The sequence below is a fragment of the Streptomyces sp. DI166 genome (genome assembly GCF_900091315.1).
Classification (GTDB): Bacteria; Actinomycetota; Actinomycetes; order Streptomycetales; family Streptomycetaceae; genus Streptomyces; species Streptomyces fuscus.
Genome location: NZ_FLSP01000007.1, coordinates 1 through 15,631, shown reverse-complemented (window position 1 = coordinate 15,631; position 15,631 = coordinate 1). Strand labels below are relative to the sequence as shown.

The 15,631-nt window shown below is 73.2% G+C and carries 14 protein-coding genes and 1 pseudogene; 7 read left to right on the top strand and 8 right to left on the bottom strand.

Translation table 11 applies throughout. The features are described 5' to 3' along the window. Positions 1-26 precede the first annotated feature (26 nt). The 3 genes from GA0115233_RS05250 to GA0115233_RS05240 are packed head-to-tail and all read right to left on the bottom strand — an operon-like array spanning position 27 to position 2,842. Entirely contained in the window at positions 27-1,382 is a 1,356-nt protein-coding gene (locus GA0115233_RS05250) for an MFS transporter (RefSeq protein WP_107406416.1), read from the bottom strand. 42 nt (positions 1,383-1,424) lie between these two features. Then, positions 1,425-2,192 (bottom strand): glycerophosphodiester phosphodiesterase, encoded by a 768-nt coding sequence (locus GA0115233_RS05245; protein WP_093718895.1) that lies wholly within the window; start codon positions 2,190-2,192, stop codon positions 1,425-1,427. Next, complete coding sequence (locus GA0115233_RS05240; RefSeq protein ID WP_093718894.1) at positions 2,189-2,842, bottom strand: membrane protein YczE; 654 nt, start codon at positions 2,840-2,842, stop codon at positions 2,189-2,191. The genes GA0115233_RS05245 and GA0115233_RS05240 overlap by 4 nt, the downstream gene beginning before the upstream one ends. A gap of 101 nt (positions 2,843-2,943) precedes the next feature. Here GA0115233_RS05240 and GA0115233_RS05235 point away from each other — a divergent pair, with 101 nt between their 5' ends. After that, positions 2,944-4,443, top strand: coding sequence for an SCO1417 family MocR-like transcription factor (locus GA0115233_RS05235; RefSeq protein ID WP_093718893.1), 1,500 nt, complete (start codon positions 2,944-2,946; stop codon positions 4,441-4,443). Positions 4,444-4,520: 77 nt separating this feature from the next. Here GA0115233_RS05235 and GA0115233_RS05230 read toward each other — a convergent pair whose 3' ends face one another. Then, a complete protein-coding gene (locus tag GA0115233_RS05230; RefSeq protein WP_093718892.1) occupies positions 4,521-6,086 on the bottom strand; it encodes an ATP-binding protein in 1,566 nt (521 codons plus the stop codon). Between the two features lie 40 nt (positions 6,087-6,126). Continuing rightward, positions 6,127-6,321, bottom strand: coding sequence for a hypothetical protein (locus GA0115233_RS05225; RefSeq protein WP_093718891.1), 195 nt, complete (start codon positions 6,319-6,321; stop codon positions 6,127-6,129). Positions 6,322-6,581: 260 nt separating this feature from the next. Here GA0115233_RS05225 and GA0115233_RS05220 point away from each other — a divergent pair, with 260 nt between their 5' ends. Together GA0115233_RS05220 and GA0115233_RS05215 are read left to right on the top strand one after the other, a co-directional pair. Then, positions 6,582-6,974: an ankyrin repeat domain-containing protein gene (locus GA0115233_RS05220; protein WP_093718890.1), complete on the top strand. Its 393-nt coding sequence runs from the start codon at positions 6,582-6,584 to the stop codon at positions 6,972-6,974. Between the two features lie 300 nt (positions 6,975-7,274). Further along, positions 7,275-8,693, top strand: coding sequence for a HEAT repeat domain-containing protein (locus GA0115233_RS05215; protein ID WP_093718889.1), 1,419 nt, complete (start codon positions 7,275-7,277; stop codon positions 8,691-8,693). Between the two features lie 45 nt (positions 8,694-8,738). Here the strand turns inward: GA0115233_RS05215 and GA0115233_RS05210 are convergent, their stop codons facing one another. From GA0115233_RS05210 to GA0115233_RS05200, 3 genes are read right to left on the bottom strand one after another with little or no spacing between them, the layout of a single operon-like run. Beyond that, complete coding sequence (locus tag GA0115233_RS05210; RefSeq protein ID WP_093718888.1) at positions 8,739-9,605, bottom strand: 5-oxoprolinase subunit C family protein; 867 nt, start codon at positions 9,603-9,605, stop codon at positions 8,739-8,741. Then, complete coding sequence (locus tag GA0115233_RS05205) at positions 9,602-10,240, bottom strand: 5-oxoprolinase subunit B family protein (protein ID WP_093718887.1); 639 nt, start codon at positions 10,238-10,240, stop codon at positions 9,602-9,604. The genes GA0115233_RS05210 and GA0115233_RS05205 overlap by 4 nt, the downstream gene beginning before the upstream one ends. Further along, entirely contained in the window at positions 10,237-10,995 is a 759-nt protein-coding gene (locus tag GA0115233_RS05200) for a LamB/YcsF family protein (RefSeq protein ID WP_093718886.1), read from the bottom strand. Before GA0115233_RS05200 ends, GA0115233_RS05205 begins: the two co-directional genes overlap by 4 nt. Before the next feature lie 140 nt (positions 10,996-11,135). Between GA0115233_RS05200 and GA0115233_RS05195 the strand changes: the two genes are divergently transcribed. The 4 genes and pseudogenes from GA0115233_RS05195 to GA0115233_RS05180 all read left to right on the top strand — a co-directional run. Next, a complete protein-coding gene (locus GA0115233_RS05195; protein ID WP_093718885.1) occupies positions 11,136-11,837 on the top strand; it encodes a GntR family transcriptional regulator in 702 nt (233 codons plus the stop codon). A 110-nt stretch (positions 11,838-11,947) separates the two neighbouring features. Further along, on the top strand, positions 11,948-13,474 hold the full coding sequence (locus GA0115233_RS05190; protein ID WP_093718884.1) for a hypothetical protein: 1,527 nt from the start codon (positions 11,948-11,950) through the stop codon (positions 13,472-13,474). Positions 13,475-13,505: 31 nt separating this feature from the next. After that, positions 13,506-14,387, top strand: coding sequence for a hypothetical protein (locus GA0115233_RS05185; RefSeq protein ID WP_093718883.1), 882 nt, complete (start codon positions 13,506-13,508; stop codon positions 14,385-14,387). 37 nt (positions 14,388-14,424) lie between these two features. Then, positions 14,425-15,631: pseudogene (locus tag GA0115233_RS05180) on the top strand (hypothetical protein); the annotation flags it as partial.

The following is a 15,631-nucleotide window of genomic DNA, read 5'->3' as shown; positions in this document are numbered from 1 at the left end:
ACACTACAGCCCTTTCGCGTCCAACGCTAAATCCTTGCCGGAACGGGGTTCCCTGCCTCCGAGATCGCCTGCCGCACCGGAACCCGTGCGAGCAGCACGAACCCGAGCGCGAAGAACGCCACCAGGGAGATGATCGCGTCGCGATAGCTCCCGGTCAGCTGGTAGGTGAGCCCGAACAGCAGCGGGCCCAGCCAGCTCATCCCGCGGTCGCTCACCTCGTAGGCGGAGAAGTACTCGGCCTCCTTGCCCGGCGGCACCAGATGGGAGAACAGGGAGCGGGACAGCGCCTGGCTGCCGCCGAGCACCAGTCCGATGCCGGCCGCCAGTACGAAGAACCACACCGGCGCCCCGGCGGGCAGGAAGTAGCCGGCCGCGAGCGTGACCGTCCACGCCACCAGCGAGCCGAGGATGGTGCGCTTCGCGCCGTAGGTTCTCGCCAGCCGTCCCAGCAGCAGCGCCCCGGCCACCGCCAGCACCTGGACCAGCAGGACGGCGCCGATCAGCGTGGACTGGCCGAGCCCGAGTTCCTCGGAGCCGTAGAGGGAGGCCTGGGAGATCACGGTCTGGATGCCGTCGTTGTAGACGAGGTACGCCAGCAGGAAGGCGAGGGTCAGCCGGTGGCGGCGCATGTCGCGCAGGGTCGCGGCGAGCTGTCGGAAGCCGGTGGCCGTCGGAGCCGTGGTGCCCTCGGTGGTCGAGCGGCGGTCGCGCAGGCGCCGGAGGGGGACAAGGGCGAAGGCGCCCCACCACAGTCCGGTGGAGGCCAGGCAGATCCGGACGGCCGCGGACTCCGAGAGGCCGAATTTGTCGTGGGCGAGATACAGCACCAGGTTCAGGACCAGCACCAGGGCGCCCGCCGCGTAGCCGAAGGCCCACCCGCGTGAGGAGACCGCGTCGCGCTCCTCGGGCGGGGCGATCTGCGGCAGGTAGGAGTTGTAGAGCATCATCGCCACGGACTGCGCGGCGTTGGCGACGACCAGCAGGGCGCCGCCGAGCAGATAGCGGTCGCCGTCGAGGAAGAACATCGCCGTCGTCGCCGCGGCCCCGGTGTACGCGGCCGCCGCCAGCAGCGGCTTCTTCCGGCCGGTGCGGTCGGCGGCGGCGCCGACCAGCGGCATCACCAGCACGGCCACGATCACCGACAGGGAGACCGAGTAGGCGAAGAAGGACCCGGCGCGCACCGGGATGCCGAACGGATGGACGAAGCCGTCCGTGTCCGCGGCGTTCTCGGCGACCGACGTCAGATAGGGGCCGAGGAACACGGTGAGCACGCTCGTCGAATAGACGGAGCAGGCCCAGTCGTAGAAGTACCAGCCGCGCTGTTCGCGGCGCCGGTCCGCGACCTGCTCGGCCGCCGTCGTGCCCATGGTGCCGGTGTCCACCCGCGCCCCTCGCTTCCCCGTCCGGGCCGCGGGCCGCCGGGCTCAGACCCAGGCGCCCCGGTCCTCCATGACCTTGCGCAATGTCTCGATGTGATCGGTCATGATGCCATCGACTCCCAGGTCCAGGAGCCGGTGCATCCGATCTTCCTCGTTGATCGTCCATACGTGGACCTGCAGCCCGAGCGCGTGGGCCGTGCGCACGAAGCGGTGGTCGACGACCGGGACCCCGGACTGCGCCTCCGGAACCTGCGCGGCGACGGCGGACCCGCGCACGGCGGCGGGCAGCCCCCAGGAGCGCAGCCGCAGACCGAGCACCCCGCGCGTGCCGTACGACGTGGCCAGCCGCGGACCGGCCAGCCGCTGGGCCCGGACGACCCGCGCCTCCGAGAACGAGCCCAGACAGACCCGGTCCCAGGCGTTGGCGCGCTCCACCAGCTCCAGGAAGGGCAGCAGGGCGGGCTCCGCCTTCACGTCGACGTTCCAGCGCGCCTCGGGAAACTCCTCCAACAGCTCCTCGAACAGCGGCACCGGCTCCTGACCGGCCACGCGCGCGTGCCGCACGTCCGCCCAGGGCAGGTCGGCGATCCGGCCCGCCCCGTCGGTGACCCGGTCCAGCGTCGCGTCGTGGAAGGCGACCAGCCTGCCGTCGGAGGTGGCGTGGACGTCGGTCTCCAGGTACCGGTAGCCCAGGTCCACCGCCCGGCGGAACTGGAACAGGGTGTTCTCCAGGCCGTCGGCGTCGCCGCCGCGGTGGGCGAAGGGGATCGGACCGGGGTGGTCGAGGTAGGCATGGCGTATCGGCGTGCTCACCGTCGCAGTATGGCCCGCCGGGGGACATGCGAGGCAACGACCGCGCTGCCGTCCGACGTCGCGGGGACGGCGAAGAGGCGCAGGAAGAGCTGGGCGAGCGGGCCGATGGCGAGCGCGTACAGGACGGTGCCCACGCCGACCGTGCCGCCGAGCAGGAAGCCGGTGATGACCACCGCGATCTCGATGCCTGTGCGCATCAGCCGGATCGAGCGTCCGGTGCGCCGGTGCAGCCCCGTCATCAGGCCGTCGCGCGGGCCGGGTCCGAAGCGGGCCGCGATGTAGAGGCCGGTGGCCACGCCGTTGAGGACGATGCCGGCGACGAGCAGGGGGATCCGGACGGCCAGGGAGTGCGCCGCGGGGACGGCGGCAAGGGTCGCGTCCATGGCGATGCCGACCACGAACACATTGGAGACGGTGCCGAGTCCCGGCCGCTGGCGCAGCGGGATCCACAGGAGCAGCACCGCCGCGCCCACGATGATCGACACCACGCCGATCGTCAGCCCGGTCAGTTCGGCGAGGCCCTGGTGCAGCACGTTCCAGGGTTCGAGGCCGAGGCCGGCCTCGACCAGAAGGGCGGAGCTGGCCCCGTACAGCGCGAGACCGGCGTACAGCTGGGTCAACCGTCGTCCGAGACGGCTCCTGGTGGACAAGGTGGGTGCCCCCTGTGGTGGTAGTGGCCTGCCTCATGACACCCTGTGGCTTGAGGAGACAGGCCATCCATGGCCAATTCGGGGAAGGTGGACTGATTTCCATGGCGCAGTGGACCTCGGCGGTGGGGCCGGCTCAGCTCGCCCGGCTGCTCAGCTCCCAGCAGGACCGCCCCGCGGGCCCCGGCACACGCCGCCCGCCCGCCTATCGCGCACTGGCCGACGGCATCCGCCTGCTGGTCCTGGAGGGCCGGGTCCCGGTGGCCGCACGGCTGCCCGCCGAACGCGAACTGGCGCTCAGCCTGTCCGTCAGCCGTACGACCGTCGCCGCCGCCTACGAGGCGCTGCGCGCCGAGGGCTTCCTGGAGTCCCGGCGCGGCGTCGGCAGCTGGACCGCCGTACCCGCGGGGAACCCGCTGCCCGCGCGCGGTCTGGAACCGCTGCCCCCCGAGGCCCTCGGCTCCATGATCGACCTCGGCTGCGCGGCGCTCCCTGCGCCCGAGCCCTGGCTCACCCGCTCCGTGCAGGGCGCGCTGGAGGAGCTGCCGCCGTACGCCCACACGCACGGCGACTATCCGGCCGGGCTGCCCGCGCTGCGCGCGATGATCGCCGAGCGGTACACCGCGCGGGGCATCCCCACCATGCCCGAGCAGATCATGGTGACCACCGGGGCGATGGGCGCCATCGACGCCATCTGCCACCTCTTCGCCGGGCGCGGCGAGCGGATCGCGGTGGAGTCGCCCTCGTACGCCAACATCCTGCAGCTGATGCGGGAGGCGGGCGCCCGGCTGGTGCCGGTCGCCATGGCCGAGGGGCTCACCGGCTGGGACATGGACCGCTGGCGGCAGGTGCTGCGCGACGCGGCGCCCCGGATCGCCTACGTGGTCGCCGACTTCCACAACCCGACCGGCGCCCTGGCCGACGACGACCAGCGCCGGGCGATGGTGGACGCGGCGCGCTCGGCCGGGACCGTACTGGTCGCCGACGAGACGATGAGCGAGCTGTGGCTGGACGAGGACGTCACCATGCCGCGGCCGGTCTGCGCCTTCGACCCCGCCGGGGCCACCGTCATCACGGTCGGCTCGGCGAGCAAGGCCTTCTGGGCGGGCATGCGCATCGGCTGGGTCCGCGCCGCCCCCGACGTCATCCGCAGTCTGGTCGCCGCGCGCGCCTACGCCGACCTCGGGACGCCCGTGCTGGAGCAGCTCGCCGTGAACTGGCTGTTCAGCACCGGGGGCTGGGAACAGGCGGTGGAACTGCGCCGCAGCCAGGCCCGGGAGAACCGCGAGGCGTTGATCACCGCCGTGCGCCGGGAACTGCCCGACTGGGAGTTCGAGGTCCCCAAGGGCGGCCTCACCCTGTGGGTCCGCACCGGCGGTCTGTCCGGGTCGCGGCTCGCCGAGGCGGGGGAGCGGGTCGGCGTCCGCGTCCCGTCCGGCCCGCGCTTCGGGGTCGACGGGGCCTTCGAGGGGTACGTCCGGCTCCCGTTCACCGTGGGGGGCGCGGTAGCCGAGGAGGCGGCGGTACGGCTGGCAGCGGCTGCGCGAGTGGTGGAGAACGGCGGGGCCGGGGGCGGGGAGGCGCCGCGGACCTTCGTGGCCTGAGCCGAGCCGGAACACGCACACCGCCTCCCGCCGGAAGACCGGCGGGAGGCGGTGTGCGTGTTCCGGCTCGGGCCCGGTCAGGCCGTCTCGGCGGGTACCGCCTCCGTCGCGACCGGCTCCTCCTGGTCCGCCGGGGTGGTGCGGGGCGGGAGCAGGTCCAGGACCGCCTGGCGGTGGGCGTCGGAGGTGGCGTCGTCGTAGGGGTCCGGGGTGGCCGGGACCTGGAGGCGCAGCACCGGGCCGGAGCCCAGGCGGGCGTAACCGCGGCCCGGGGGCACCTGGGCGAGCGGGGTGGTCTGCGGGGGAGCGCCGAGGAACGCCGTGAGCTGGTCGGCGGTCGCGGGGCCGAGGACGGCACGCGCGCGTGTGTGCTGACGTACCGCGTCGCTCAGCAGGTCGGCGGTGTCGAACTGGTCGGCCACGACGACCGTGACATTGGCGGCGCGGCCGTGGCGCAGCGGGACCTGGAGCAGGGACTGGGGGTCCTTGTGGCCGTCGGTCGCGGCCAGGTGGGCGAAGGCCGTCGGGCGGTCCAGCAGGATCCACAGCGGGCGCCTGGTGTCCTCCGGCGGCGGATGCCCCGCCTGCCGGGCGCGGTTGGCGGCGATCAGCCGTCGTTCCGTCTCGTGCGCGGCCCACTCCAGGCTGGCCAGCGCCCCGGCCAGCGCGCACTCCACGGCGAGCACGCCGTCGCGGCCGATCAGACAGGCGTACTCGCCGGTGCCGCCGCCCTCGACGATGACGACGTCCCCGTGCTGGAGCGCCTGGAGGGCGATCGAGCGGAGCAATGTGGACGTGCCGGTGCCGGGCTGGCCGAGGACCAGCAGGTGCGGCTCGGTGGAGCGGATGCCGGTGCGCCAGACGACCGGCGGCATGTCGCGCTGCTCCTCGCCGTGCGTGAGGGGAAGCGTGCGCTGGACCTCACCCGGGTCGGTGAAGCCGAGCACGGTCTCGCCCGGTGCCGTGACGAACCGCTGGGCGGCGATGTCCACGGGCAGCGGGGGAAGGGCCGAGACGGAGAGCTGGTTGCCCTCCTCGTCCCAGGTGAAGCGGTACTCGCGGCCGCGCCCCGACTTCGCGGTGAGCAGGTGCTCGATCCGCGCGCGGGCCTCCGGCTCGCCGTCGGTGAAGTAGGCGGGGTAGCGGACCGTGAGGCTCGTGACCCGCCCCGAGGAGTCGAACTCGTACGCCGGGAAGGCGCTCTCCCAGGCGCCGCCGTGGGAGTACAGCGGGGCCGGGTCCTCGGCGGTGGAGAAGTACGGCACCAGCGCCTCGTACAGCGACTTCAGGCGCTCCGTCTGCGACTCGTCCGGGCCCTCGGGGGCCTCCGGGGCGCGTTCCCGGCCGTGCCAGGCCGCCGCCGCCATCAGGGTGATGGCGGCGAGCAGCGGGCCGTACGGGACGAGCACCACCACCAGGATCACCGAGGCCGCCAGGAACAGCAGAGGTCCGCGTTTGTCCTTCGGGGTGTCGGACCACTTGTGCCGCCCGGCCGAGGCCAGCCGACGCAACCCGCGGCTGATGGTGATCAGCGGATGCAGGACGTCGGTGGCGCTGTCGGCCGCCGTGCGGGCCAGCTCCCGGCTCCGGGCGATCTGGGCGCTGCCTGTGCTCAGGATGCGGGGGAGGGGGCGGCGGGCCACTGCTGTCTCCTGTTGGTGCGTACGGACGGGGCGGTCGGGCTCAGAACTTGATGCCGCCGAGCAGGCTCGCCAGGCTCTCGCCGCCGGCCTTGATGCTCGGGGCGATGGCCGTACTCGCCAGGTAGAAGCCGAACAGGGATGCGACGAGTGCGTGCGACGCCTTCAACCCGTCCTTCTTGAAGAACAGGAAGACGATGATGCCGAGCAGGACCACGCCTGAGATGGAGAGGATCATTTGGGATCTCCTGGTTCGCGGGGACAGTCACCATGAGTACTTCCAGGCTCACAGGATGTATCCATACGATAAAAGGTGCAAACGGATGAAATCCGGCGGATTTCCCCCGCTCGGCGGAGCCGTCACGGCCCGGATGAGCTGCGCTCTTGCGTCCGACCGGGTTCCCGGTGATCTTTACCTCGGGCACATCGGGTCATGTGCCGCGCGAGCCAGTACCCTGGCGATTCACCTGAACGGTTGTATGGAGAGGCGGTCCGGCGATGAGTGAAGCCCCCGACCCCGAGGTCGTGGAGCTGGCGACCAAGATCTTCGATCTGGCCCGGCAGGGGCGGACCGAGGCGCTGGTGGCGTATCTCGACGCGGGTGTTCCGGCCAACCTCACCAATGACCGGGGCGACTCCCTGGTGATGCTCGCCGCCTACCACGGCCACGCCGACGCGGTACGCGCGCTCCTCGCGCGGGGCGCCGAGGCGGACCGGATCAACGACCGGGGCCAAACCCCGCTCGCCGGGGCCGCGTTCAAGGGTGAGACGGAAGTGATCAAGGTTCTCCTGGAAGGCGGAGCCGATCCTTCCGCCGGGACGCCGTCGGCGGTCGACACCGCCCGGATGTTCGCCAGGACCGAACTGCTCGAACTGTTCGGCGCGCAGTGATCCGTATGGTCTGACCAGCAACGACACAGAAAACGGGGGAGGCGGTAAGGGGCCGCCGAAATATCGGTCGCGGCAGGCGGAACTGCCGAGTCATCATGGCGTCGTGATTCACGGACGCGATGGCTGGGCAGGTGTTGCCGCACCGCGCGGACCGTGATGCGGTCCGCATGGGCCACCGACGAGAGGCAGAGGAAAATGGTCTACAGCAAGCAGGAAACGGCGGGCGCCCCGACGTGTTGTCACGCGGCCAGGTAGAGCACGTCCCCGGTTGCGTCGACGCTTGATGTGAGGCTGTTTCCCATGTTCGATCCGGTCATAGCGCCCAGTGGCACGTTGCTCGGCCTGCTCCAGCGGGGCCGCGGCGACGGCACGCTGCACGCGCTCACCGCACCGCGGGCCGAAGCGCTCGCGGCCCTCAACCACTGCGTGCTCAACGACCCCCGCCACGACTGGCAGGTGGAGAACCGCTCCCTCTACTACGCCCGGCTCTACCTCGACCTCAACGGCGAGCTGGACGAGATCGAGGCCCATCTCCTCGGCGTCGAGGACGTCTACGACACCGAGGAGTCACGCACGGGCCTGGCCCTGGCCGTCCTCGGCCACCTGGCGTCCTACGGCAGGCGCGACGCGCTCGCCCTGCTGCGCAGGTACGCCGCCACCGGCTCGAACTGGGCCTGGGCCCTGGACGAACTGGCGCTGCGCGACGACGACGCGGGCCTGCGCGCCCTCGCGGCGCCGGTGCTGGCCCGCTTCTCCACCGACCCCGAGGGCGAGGCCGCCCTGGCCGCCGCCGTACGCGACGCCTTCGAGCCACGCCCGTGGCGGCTGTGGGCCGAGGATCCGCGCGAATCGATCGCCACGCGTGTGCGTGCCGCCCAGGAAGCCGGCTGTTTCGACCGCTGGCAGCGGCAGATGCGCCCCTCCGGGCCCCGCCCCGGCTGGAGCGTGCGCGCCGTCTTCGAATGGGCCCAGCAGGGCATCGACCGCGGTGCCGTGCTCCATGTGCCCGCCGCCCGGTGTCTCGCCGCCGTCGCGGGTCCCGAGGACCGGCCGGAGATCGTGCAGGCCGCCAAGGACGGCACCGAGGGCGCCCGCTGTACCGCCCTGCGCTATCTCGCCGACAGCGACGACCCCGACGCCCTCGACCTGATCGAGGCCGCTGTCTCCGACGGGCCGCGCTTCGTCGTGGACGCCGCCGTCGACGCCTTCGAACGGATGCGCAGTGTCGCCGCCGTAGACCGGGCCCGCGGCTGGGTCCACCGCCCCGATCCGCTGGGCGCCGCCGCCGGGCGCATGCTCGCCTGCCGCGGTGGGGCCCAGGACAAGGACCTGGTCCTCGCGGCACTGCGCGAGGCCGTCCGGGGCGAGGGCCCCGACGCGCCGACCCTGTGGACGCTCGTCGACGGCGCCGGCCGGCTCGGCATCGCCTGCGCCGCCCCCGTCCTGCGCCACATCTACCGCGAGACCGCCTCCTCCCACCTGCGCGGCCGGACCGCCCGCGCGCTGGCCGCCACCGATCCCTCCTTCCGCTCCGGGTTCGCCGTCGAGTGCCTCTGGGACTGCGAGGAGACCACCCGCGAGATCGCCGCCCGGCACGCTGAGACCGGTGACAACCGTGTCGTGGAGCGTCTGCGCAGGCTCGCCGCCGACCCGGCCGAGGAGGCCGAGGTGCAGACCGCCGTACGCAGCCGGATCGGGCCGGACACGCCCACCGGGTGAACGCCCCGCGCGGGTCGGGCCGTCCCGGGGCCCGACCCGCGTCGTTCACCTGCCCGCAGCGATGAACCGCACCGGCGTCCCCGGTACCGCCTGGGCCGCTGCCGGAAGGTCCTCGGGGCGCACCACCGCGATCACCGGGTAGCCCCCCGTCGTCGGATGGTCCGCCAGGAACACCACCGGCCTGCCGTCGGGCGGGACCTGGACCGCGCCCAGCACCATGCCCTCGCTGGGGAGTTCGCCCGCGGCCGCCCGCTCCAGGGCGGGGCCCCGGGTGCGCAGGCCGATGCGGTTGCTCGCGGGGGAGACCTCGTAGGTGCGGGTGGTGAAGGTCCGTACGGCCTCTGGCGTGAACCAGTCGTCGCGGGGGCCGAGGGTGACGCGGAGGAGCAGCTCCGTGGGCGGGGACGGCTGCGGGGCCACGTCCACGCGCGCGTGGAGGTTCGCCGGGATGCCCAGGGGCAGCACCGTGCCGTCCGCCAGCGGTGCGGGGCCGAGGCCGGACAGCAGGTCCGTGGAGCGGCTGCCGAGCACCGGGTCCACGATGACGCCGCCCGCGAAGGCGACGTAGCTGCGCAGGCCCAGGTCGGCCGGGCCGATGTCCAGTACCGCTCCTGCGGGTACATGCACCGGGGCGCTCCACGGGGCCGGGCGGCCGTCCACGGTGACCGCGCAGGGGGCGCCCGCGACGGCGGCGGTGACCGCCGAACGCGGGCGCACGGCGACCCCGTTGAGCGTGGTCTCCAGCACTGCAGCCTGGGGCGGATTGCCCACCAGCCGGTTCGCCAGCGCCGCCGCGGGGGCGTCCAGGGCGCCGGAGCGGGGCACCCCGAGGTGGGCGTGGCCCGGACGGCCGGTGTCCTGGACCGTGGTCAGGGCACCCGCGCGTACGACGGCCAGGGCGCGGTCGGTCATGCGGGCCTCGCGGTGGACGCCGGGGCGGTCACGGGAACGAACCGCACGCGCGTGCCGGGTGACAGCAATGCGGCCGGTACGCGCGCGTGGTCCCACAGAACCGCGTCCGTGATGCCGATGAGCTGCCAGCCGCCCGGGGACGAGCGCGGGTAGACGCCCGTGTACGGTCCGGCGAGCGCCACCGAACCGGCGGGGACCGCGGTGCGCGGTGTGGCCCGGCGGGGCACGTCGTAGTGCGCGGGCAGCCCCGTCAGATAGCCGAAGCCGGGCGCGAAACCGCAGAAGGCGACCGTGAACTCGGTGTCCGCGTGGATGCGGGCGGCCTCCTCGGGGCCGACGCCCCAGTGCGCGGCGACGTCCGCCAGGTCCGGGCCGTCGTAGCGGACGGGGAGTTCGACGACCCCGCCCGCGCGTGGGGGCGCGGCCGGGGTCTCGGCGGCGGTCAGTTCCGACGCCAGCCGGGCCGGGTCGGTCACTCCGTCGAGGAGGACCGTACGCGCGGCCGGGACGATCTCACGGACGGACAGTGAGCCCTCCGCGCGGCGGCGCAGCAACTCCGCGTGCAGCGCCCGGGCCTGCTCGCCCGAGGACACCTCGACGAGCAGGGCGTCGCCGCCGACCTGCAACGCCCTCATGCGAAGGCCTCCACCCGGACGCCCGCGCCCAGGAGCCGCTCGCGGATCCGGCGGGCCAGGTCCACCGCGCCGGGCGTGTCGCCGTGCAGACACAGGGAGCGGGCCCGCACCCGGATGCGCGCCCCGCCGTGGGCGTCGACCTCGCCGAAGCGGGCCATGCTCACCGAGCGGGCCACGACGGCGTCCGGGTCGGTGACCACGGCGCCCTCCCGTCCGCGCGGCACGAGCGTGCCCTCCTCGGTGTAGGCGCGGTCTGCGAACGCCTCCGTGACGGTCGGCAGTCCCGCCTTCCCGGCCAGCTTCAGCAGCCGCGAGCCGGGCAGCCCGAGCACCGGCAGCGAGGCGTCGGCGAGGAGCACTCCGTCGACGACCGCGCCCGCCTGCTCCTCGTCGTGCACGACCCGGTTGTAGAGCGCGCCGTGCGGTTTGACGTAGGACACGCGCGTGCCCGCCGCGCGGGCGAAGACCTCCAACGCGCCGATCTGGTAGGCGATCTCGGCCGTCAGCTCCTCGGGCGGCACGTCCATCGCGCGCCGCCCGAATCCCGCGAGGTCCCGGTAGGAGACCTGGGCGCCGATGCGAACCCCGCGCTCGGCCGCCAGCTCGCACACCCGCCGCATGGTGGCGGCGTCCCCGGCGTGGAACCCGCAGGCCACGTTGGCGCTGGTGACGACGGACAGCAGCCGTTCGTCGTCGGTCAGCCGCCAGCGGCCGAAGCCCTCGCCGAGGTCGGCGTTCAGATCGATCGCGGTCATGGGTCTCCTGTCCTCGGCCGAACCTGCCGTGCGGGAGTGGTGGGGGAAGCGGGCGCCGTCCGTAGCAAGGTAGAGGATTGTTGAACGATCCCTCAATACCCGCGTTGTTTCGTTCCGGTATCTGCGCTTGAATTCCGGGCATGGCAGAGCAGCTGTCGGGTCTTGCCGACGACCGTGCGCTCCTGGGGCGCACCAGCACCGCCGAGCGGGTCTCGGACATCCTCAGGACCCGCATCGCCGAGGGGTACTTCCCGCCCGGCACCCGCCTGTCGGAGGACGGCATCGGCGGCGCGCTCGGGGTCTCCCGCAACACGCTGCGCGAGGCGTTCCGGCTGCTCACGCACGAACGCCTGCTCGTCCACGAGCTCAACCGGGGCGTCTTCGTCCGGGTCCTGACCGTCGAGGACGTCGAGGACATCTACCGCACCCGCAAGCTCGTCGAGTGCGCTGTCGTCCGGGGTCTCGGCAAGCCGCCGTACGACCTCGGCGACCTGGAGGAGGCCGTCGCGGGGGGACAGCGGGCGGCGCGCGAAGGTGACTGGAAGGGAGTGGGTACGGCCAATATCCACTTCCACCGGGAGCTGGTGGCCCTGGCGGGCAGCGACCGTACCGACGAGCTGATGCGCAGCGTCTTCGCCGAACTGCGGCTGGCCTTCCACGTGGTGGACGACCCGCGACGGCTGCACGAGCCCTATCTGGTCCGCAACCAGGAGCTCCTGCAGGCCCTCCACAACGGCGACCGCGACGAGGCGGAACGAATCCTCGGCGGATACCTCGACGACTCGCTGCGACGGATGGTGGAGGTCTACCGGCGGCGGGTGGGGGAGGACGGGGGCGCCTGAGGCCGGTCGGGCCTGTTGTCGCCGGCCGGGCCCGTTGTCGCGTCCCGGTGACGACCGGGGCTTCTGAGTCGTTTGGGTCGATGTCAGACCTAGCACCTAGTCTGTGCACCGTGACTTCGCCTGCATCGACGGACAGCGTTCCGCCCCAGCTCAGCGCGGGGCCGCGCCCCGCGCCGGGCCCGGCCGCCGACGAGGGCCTGGCGCGGCGCCTGCGCGCGCTCGCCTGCACCGCCCCCCTGCACGACCTCGACGCGCGCAAGGCGAACCTCGCCGGTGAGTACTCGGTCTACGGCATGGCGGAGGTGGCGCTCGCCGCCATCGACCTGGTCACCCTGAACATGGACTTCGACACGGGCGCCGACCACGATCAGATAGTGGCCAGGCTCATCCCGCGCATCGCCGCACAGGCCCCGCAGCGCCCCGTCGCCGAGCACGAGCGCGTGGCGCGCTGGGTGCTGGAGAACCTGATCAACGTCGGCAGCATCGACCGCGGATTCCGCGCCGTCTACGGCACTTTCACCGCCGATGGCACCTATGTCCGGCGCGACTACGACTTCAAGCTGATCGAGGAGGTCCCCGGCCCCGGCGGCACGGTGTACCTGCGGACCACGGACGAGGCCGTCAACGTCCTCGTCGGCGCCCTCGACACCGACGTCACCAGCGCCCAGATCGCCGCCGAGGTCAAGCTGGAGGTGCTGATCAGCCGGGGCCGCCTCGCCGACGCCCAGCTCGCCGCCGAGCAGGCCCGCTACCGGACCGTGCAGTACTCGGAGACCCTGCGCAGGGCCCTGGACGCGACCCGGCGCAACGTCCGCGCGGTGGACTGGCTCCAGGCCGTGCCCGACATGATCGCCGAGGCGCTGGACCACGTCGCCGACCGCTACCGCCACGAGAACGCGATCCTCACCAACATCCGCAAGGCCCGCGACGAGTCCGAGGACCCCGAGCACAAGCGCCGCGCCGCCGAACTCGTCGACATCGTCAAGGACTGCATCCGGCGCCACACCCAGCTCCAGTCCCGCCTGCTGGAGGCCGGACCGCTGTTCCGCGCGGAGCAGGACCGGCAGGCCTTCGCCACCCCCACGGCCACGGCCGGGATCGACCTCTACGGCCAGCTCGTCGCGCCTCTGCTGCCGATGCCGGTCGAACAGGCGGTCCGGGTCACCGACGCGTTCTTCGCGCGCGGGACCGGTCTGCGGACGCCGGTGTCGGTACGTGTGGGCGACCTGGTCGACATACTGCTGACGCCCCCGGTGGAGCGGGAGCACCTGGGTGCGGAGATGCCCGAGCCGGACCTCATCGCCACTCCGGACGACAGCCGGTTCACCGAGGAGCAGCTCGCCGCCGCCATGGAACTGCTCGACCTCCCGGCGGACGCGCCGCGCCGGCTGTCCGGACTGCTCGCCGAGGCCCGCCGCTCCGACCCCGACCTGCCCTACCTGGTCGCCCTGCTGGCCGTGCACGCGGCCAGCCCGGCCGTCGGCACCGCCTACCGGCAGGGCGAGGAGAAGCTGCTGTTCGCCGTGGACGACGGCACCGAACTCGACGACCCGGAGTTCGGCGGGGCGGACCTGATCGTCGGCACGGCCCTGCTGGACGCGGCCGGAATGGCGGCGGACCGGACGGAAGCAGCATGACCCGAAAGACAGCACAGCAAGGAGACCGACCGTGACCGAGCACGTCGAGTGGAGCGAGCCGGAGGCCGCAGCCCCCTCCGCCGGTGCCGCCGTCACGCCCGCCGACGCCGCCGACGCCGCGCGCCTGGTGTCCTTCGGCCTCCAGCCGAAGCTCCAGCCCGCGCGCGACCAGGAGTACACCGAACTGCTCCGGCGTTATCGCGACGACCCGCCCTTCGCCCGGCTCGCGGACGCCGTCGCCACCGGGCTCGGCCTGATCGTGCTGGAGGTGTCCCCGCGCGCGGGGATGGCGGTGACCGCCGCCGAGGACTCGGTGTTCGCCGTCCGTATGGGCGACTACGCCCGGCGCACCTCCGCCGACGGCGGCGACCGGTTCCTGCACGGCCTCGCCCACCTCGCCGTCGCCGCCATGGCCTTCCCGCGGCCCGAGGACCTCGCCGACGACGGCTACATCGGCCGCGTCTCCGTCAACGGCGTCGACGCCTTCGTACGGCAGGCCTGCCGGCGCCTGGAGGAGCGGGCCGAGCAGCAGGGCGAGAACACCGACCCGGCCACCGACGCGCCCGGACTGGAGGCCGCCTGGCGGATCTGGGCCAGACGCACCGCCACCGGCGCCACCAAGGACGCCCGCCGCCTCGCCGGGTCCACCACCGGCATCGTCGGCAAGGCCGTCGCGTTCCTCACCGACTCCGGGTTCCTCCAGCGCACCGGCGACGACAACGGCGGTACGTACCGCACCACCGCCCGCTACCAGCTCCAGGTCCGTGACATGGCGGGCAGCGCCGCCATGGCAGAGCTGCTGGAACTGGGCGTCGTCCCGGTCACCGACGGCTCGGCGACCCTGCTGCCGCCGGACGAGACCGACGACCTGGACCTGGTGGCCGACGCCGGGCTGCCGTTCCACTCCGCCTGAACACCCCCCACCTGCCGAAGACTTACGAGAGTCCGCCATGTACGAGCTGTCCCGGGTCCGCCTCTACTCCATCGGGCCCGCCGGTGCGCGTTACGCCGACACCGTGCTTGACCTGCGCGGCGTGGGCGAGCCCGTGCCCGACCCCGCGCCCACGCAGGCGGAGTTCTTCGAGGAGGAGCCCGTCGGCCCGCCGCGCCGGCCCGCGCCCGCGGGCGTGCTGTTCCTGGAGAACGGCGGCGGCAAGTCGGTCCTGCTCAAGCTGATCTTCTCGGTGATGCTCCCGGGCCACCGCAACACCCTCGGCGGCGCCAGCTCCGGCGTGCTGCGCAAGTTCCTGCTCGCCGACGACTGCGGCCATGTCGCCCTGGAGTGGCAGCACACGCTGACCGGTGAGTGCGTGGTGGTCGGCAAGGTCAGCGAGTGGCGCGGACGGCAGGTCTCCAACGACCCGCGCAAGTTCGCCGAGGCCTGGTACTCCTTCCGGCCCGGCCCCGGCCTCTCCCTGGACAACCTGCCGGTCGCCGAGTCCACCGCCGTACGGCCGCCCGTCGAGGGCACCTCCGGCGCGCAGGGGCGCAGGCGCACCATGAAGGGCTTCCGGGACGCGCTCACCGAGGCGGGCAAGGCGTATCCGCACCTGGAGGTGCACTGGGAGGAGATCCACGACCGGTGGATCGAGCACCTCGGCGACCTCGGCCTCGACCCCGAACTCTTCCGCTACCAGCGGGAGATGAACGCCGACGAGGGCGAGGCGGCCGGTCTCTTCGCGGTGAAGAAGGACTCCGACTTCACCGATCTGCTGCTGCGCGCGGTCACCGACACCCGCGACACCGACGGGCTCGCCGACCTGGTCAGCGGCTTCGGCAACAAGCTGGGCCGACGTGCCGAGCTGATCGCCGAACGGGACTTCACAGCCGGTTCCGTCGATCTGCTCGGGCGGATCGTGGAGGCGGCCGAGACCCGCGCACGCGCGCGTGACATCCACGCGGGGGCCGAGCGCCGCACCCGGACCCTGGCCCGGCGGCTGTCCGCGCGCGGCGTCCAGGAGCGGGTACGGGCCGCCGACCTCGCCCAGCGGGTCACCGCCGCCGCGTACGCCGTCACGCACGCCGAGGCCGCCCGTGAGCGCAGCGCGCTCGTCGCCGCCGAACTCGCCTACCGGCACGCCTCGCTGGCGCTCGCCGCCGCCGAGAAGTCCGCGGCCGCGCAGAAGCGCGAGCTGGCCGAGGCCCGCACCCTGCACT

Bases quoted from the DNA above. Each gene is read 5' to 3' on its own strand.
- GA0115233_RS05220 (WP_093718890.1), top strand. From the start codon at position 6,582: ATGAGTGAAGCCCCCGACCCCGAGGTCGTGGAGCTGGCGACCAAGATC.
- GA0115233_RS05225 (WP_093718891.1), bottom strand. From the start codon at position 6,321: ATGATCCTCTCCATCTCAGGCGTGGTCCTGCTCGGCATCATCGTCTTC.
- GA0115233_RS05235 (WP_093718893.1), top strand. From the start codon at position 2,944: ATGGCGCAGTGGACCTCGGCGGTGGGGCCGGCTCAGCTCGCCCGGCTG.
- GA0115233_RS05215 (WP_093718889.1), top strand. From the start codon at position 7,275: ATGTTCGATCCGGTCATAGCGCCCAGTGGCACGTTGCTCGGCCTGCTC.
- GA0115233_RS05200 (WP_093718886.1), bottom strand. From the start codon at position 10,995: ATGACCGCGATCGATCTGAACGCCGACCTCGGCGAGGGCTTCGGCCGC.
- GA0115233_RS05210 (WP_093718888.1), bottom strand. From the start codon at position 9,605: ATGACCGACCGCGCCCTGGCCGTCGTACGCGCGGGTGCCCTGACCACG.
- GA0115233_RS05205 (WP_093718887.1), bottom strand. From the start codon at position 10,240: ATGAGGGCGTTGCAGGTCGGCGGCGACGCCCTGCTCGTCGAGGTGTCC.
- GA0115233_RS05195 (WP_093718885.1), top strand. From the start codon at position 11,136: ATGGCAGAGCAGCTGTCGGGTCTTGCCGACGACCGTGCGCTCCTGGGG.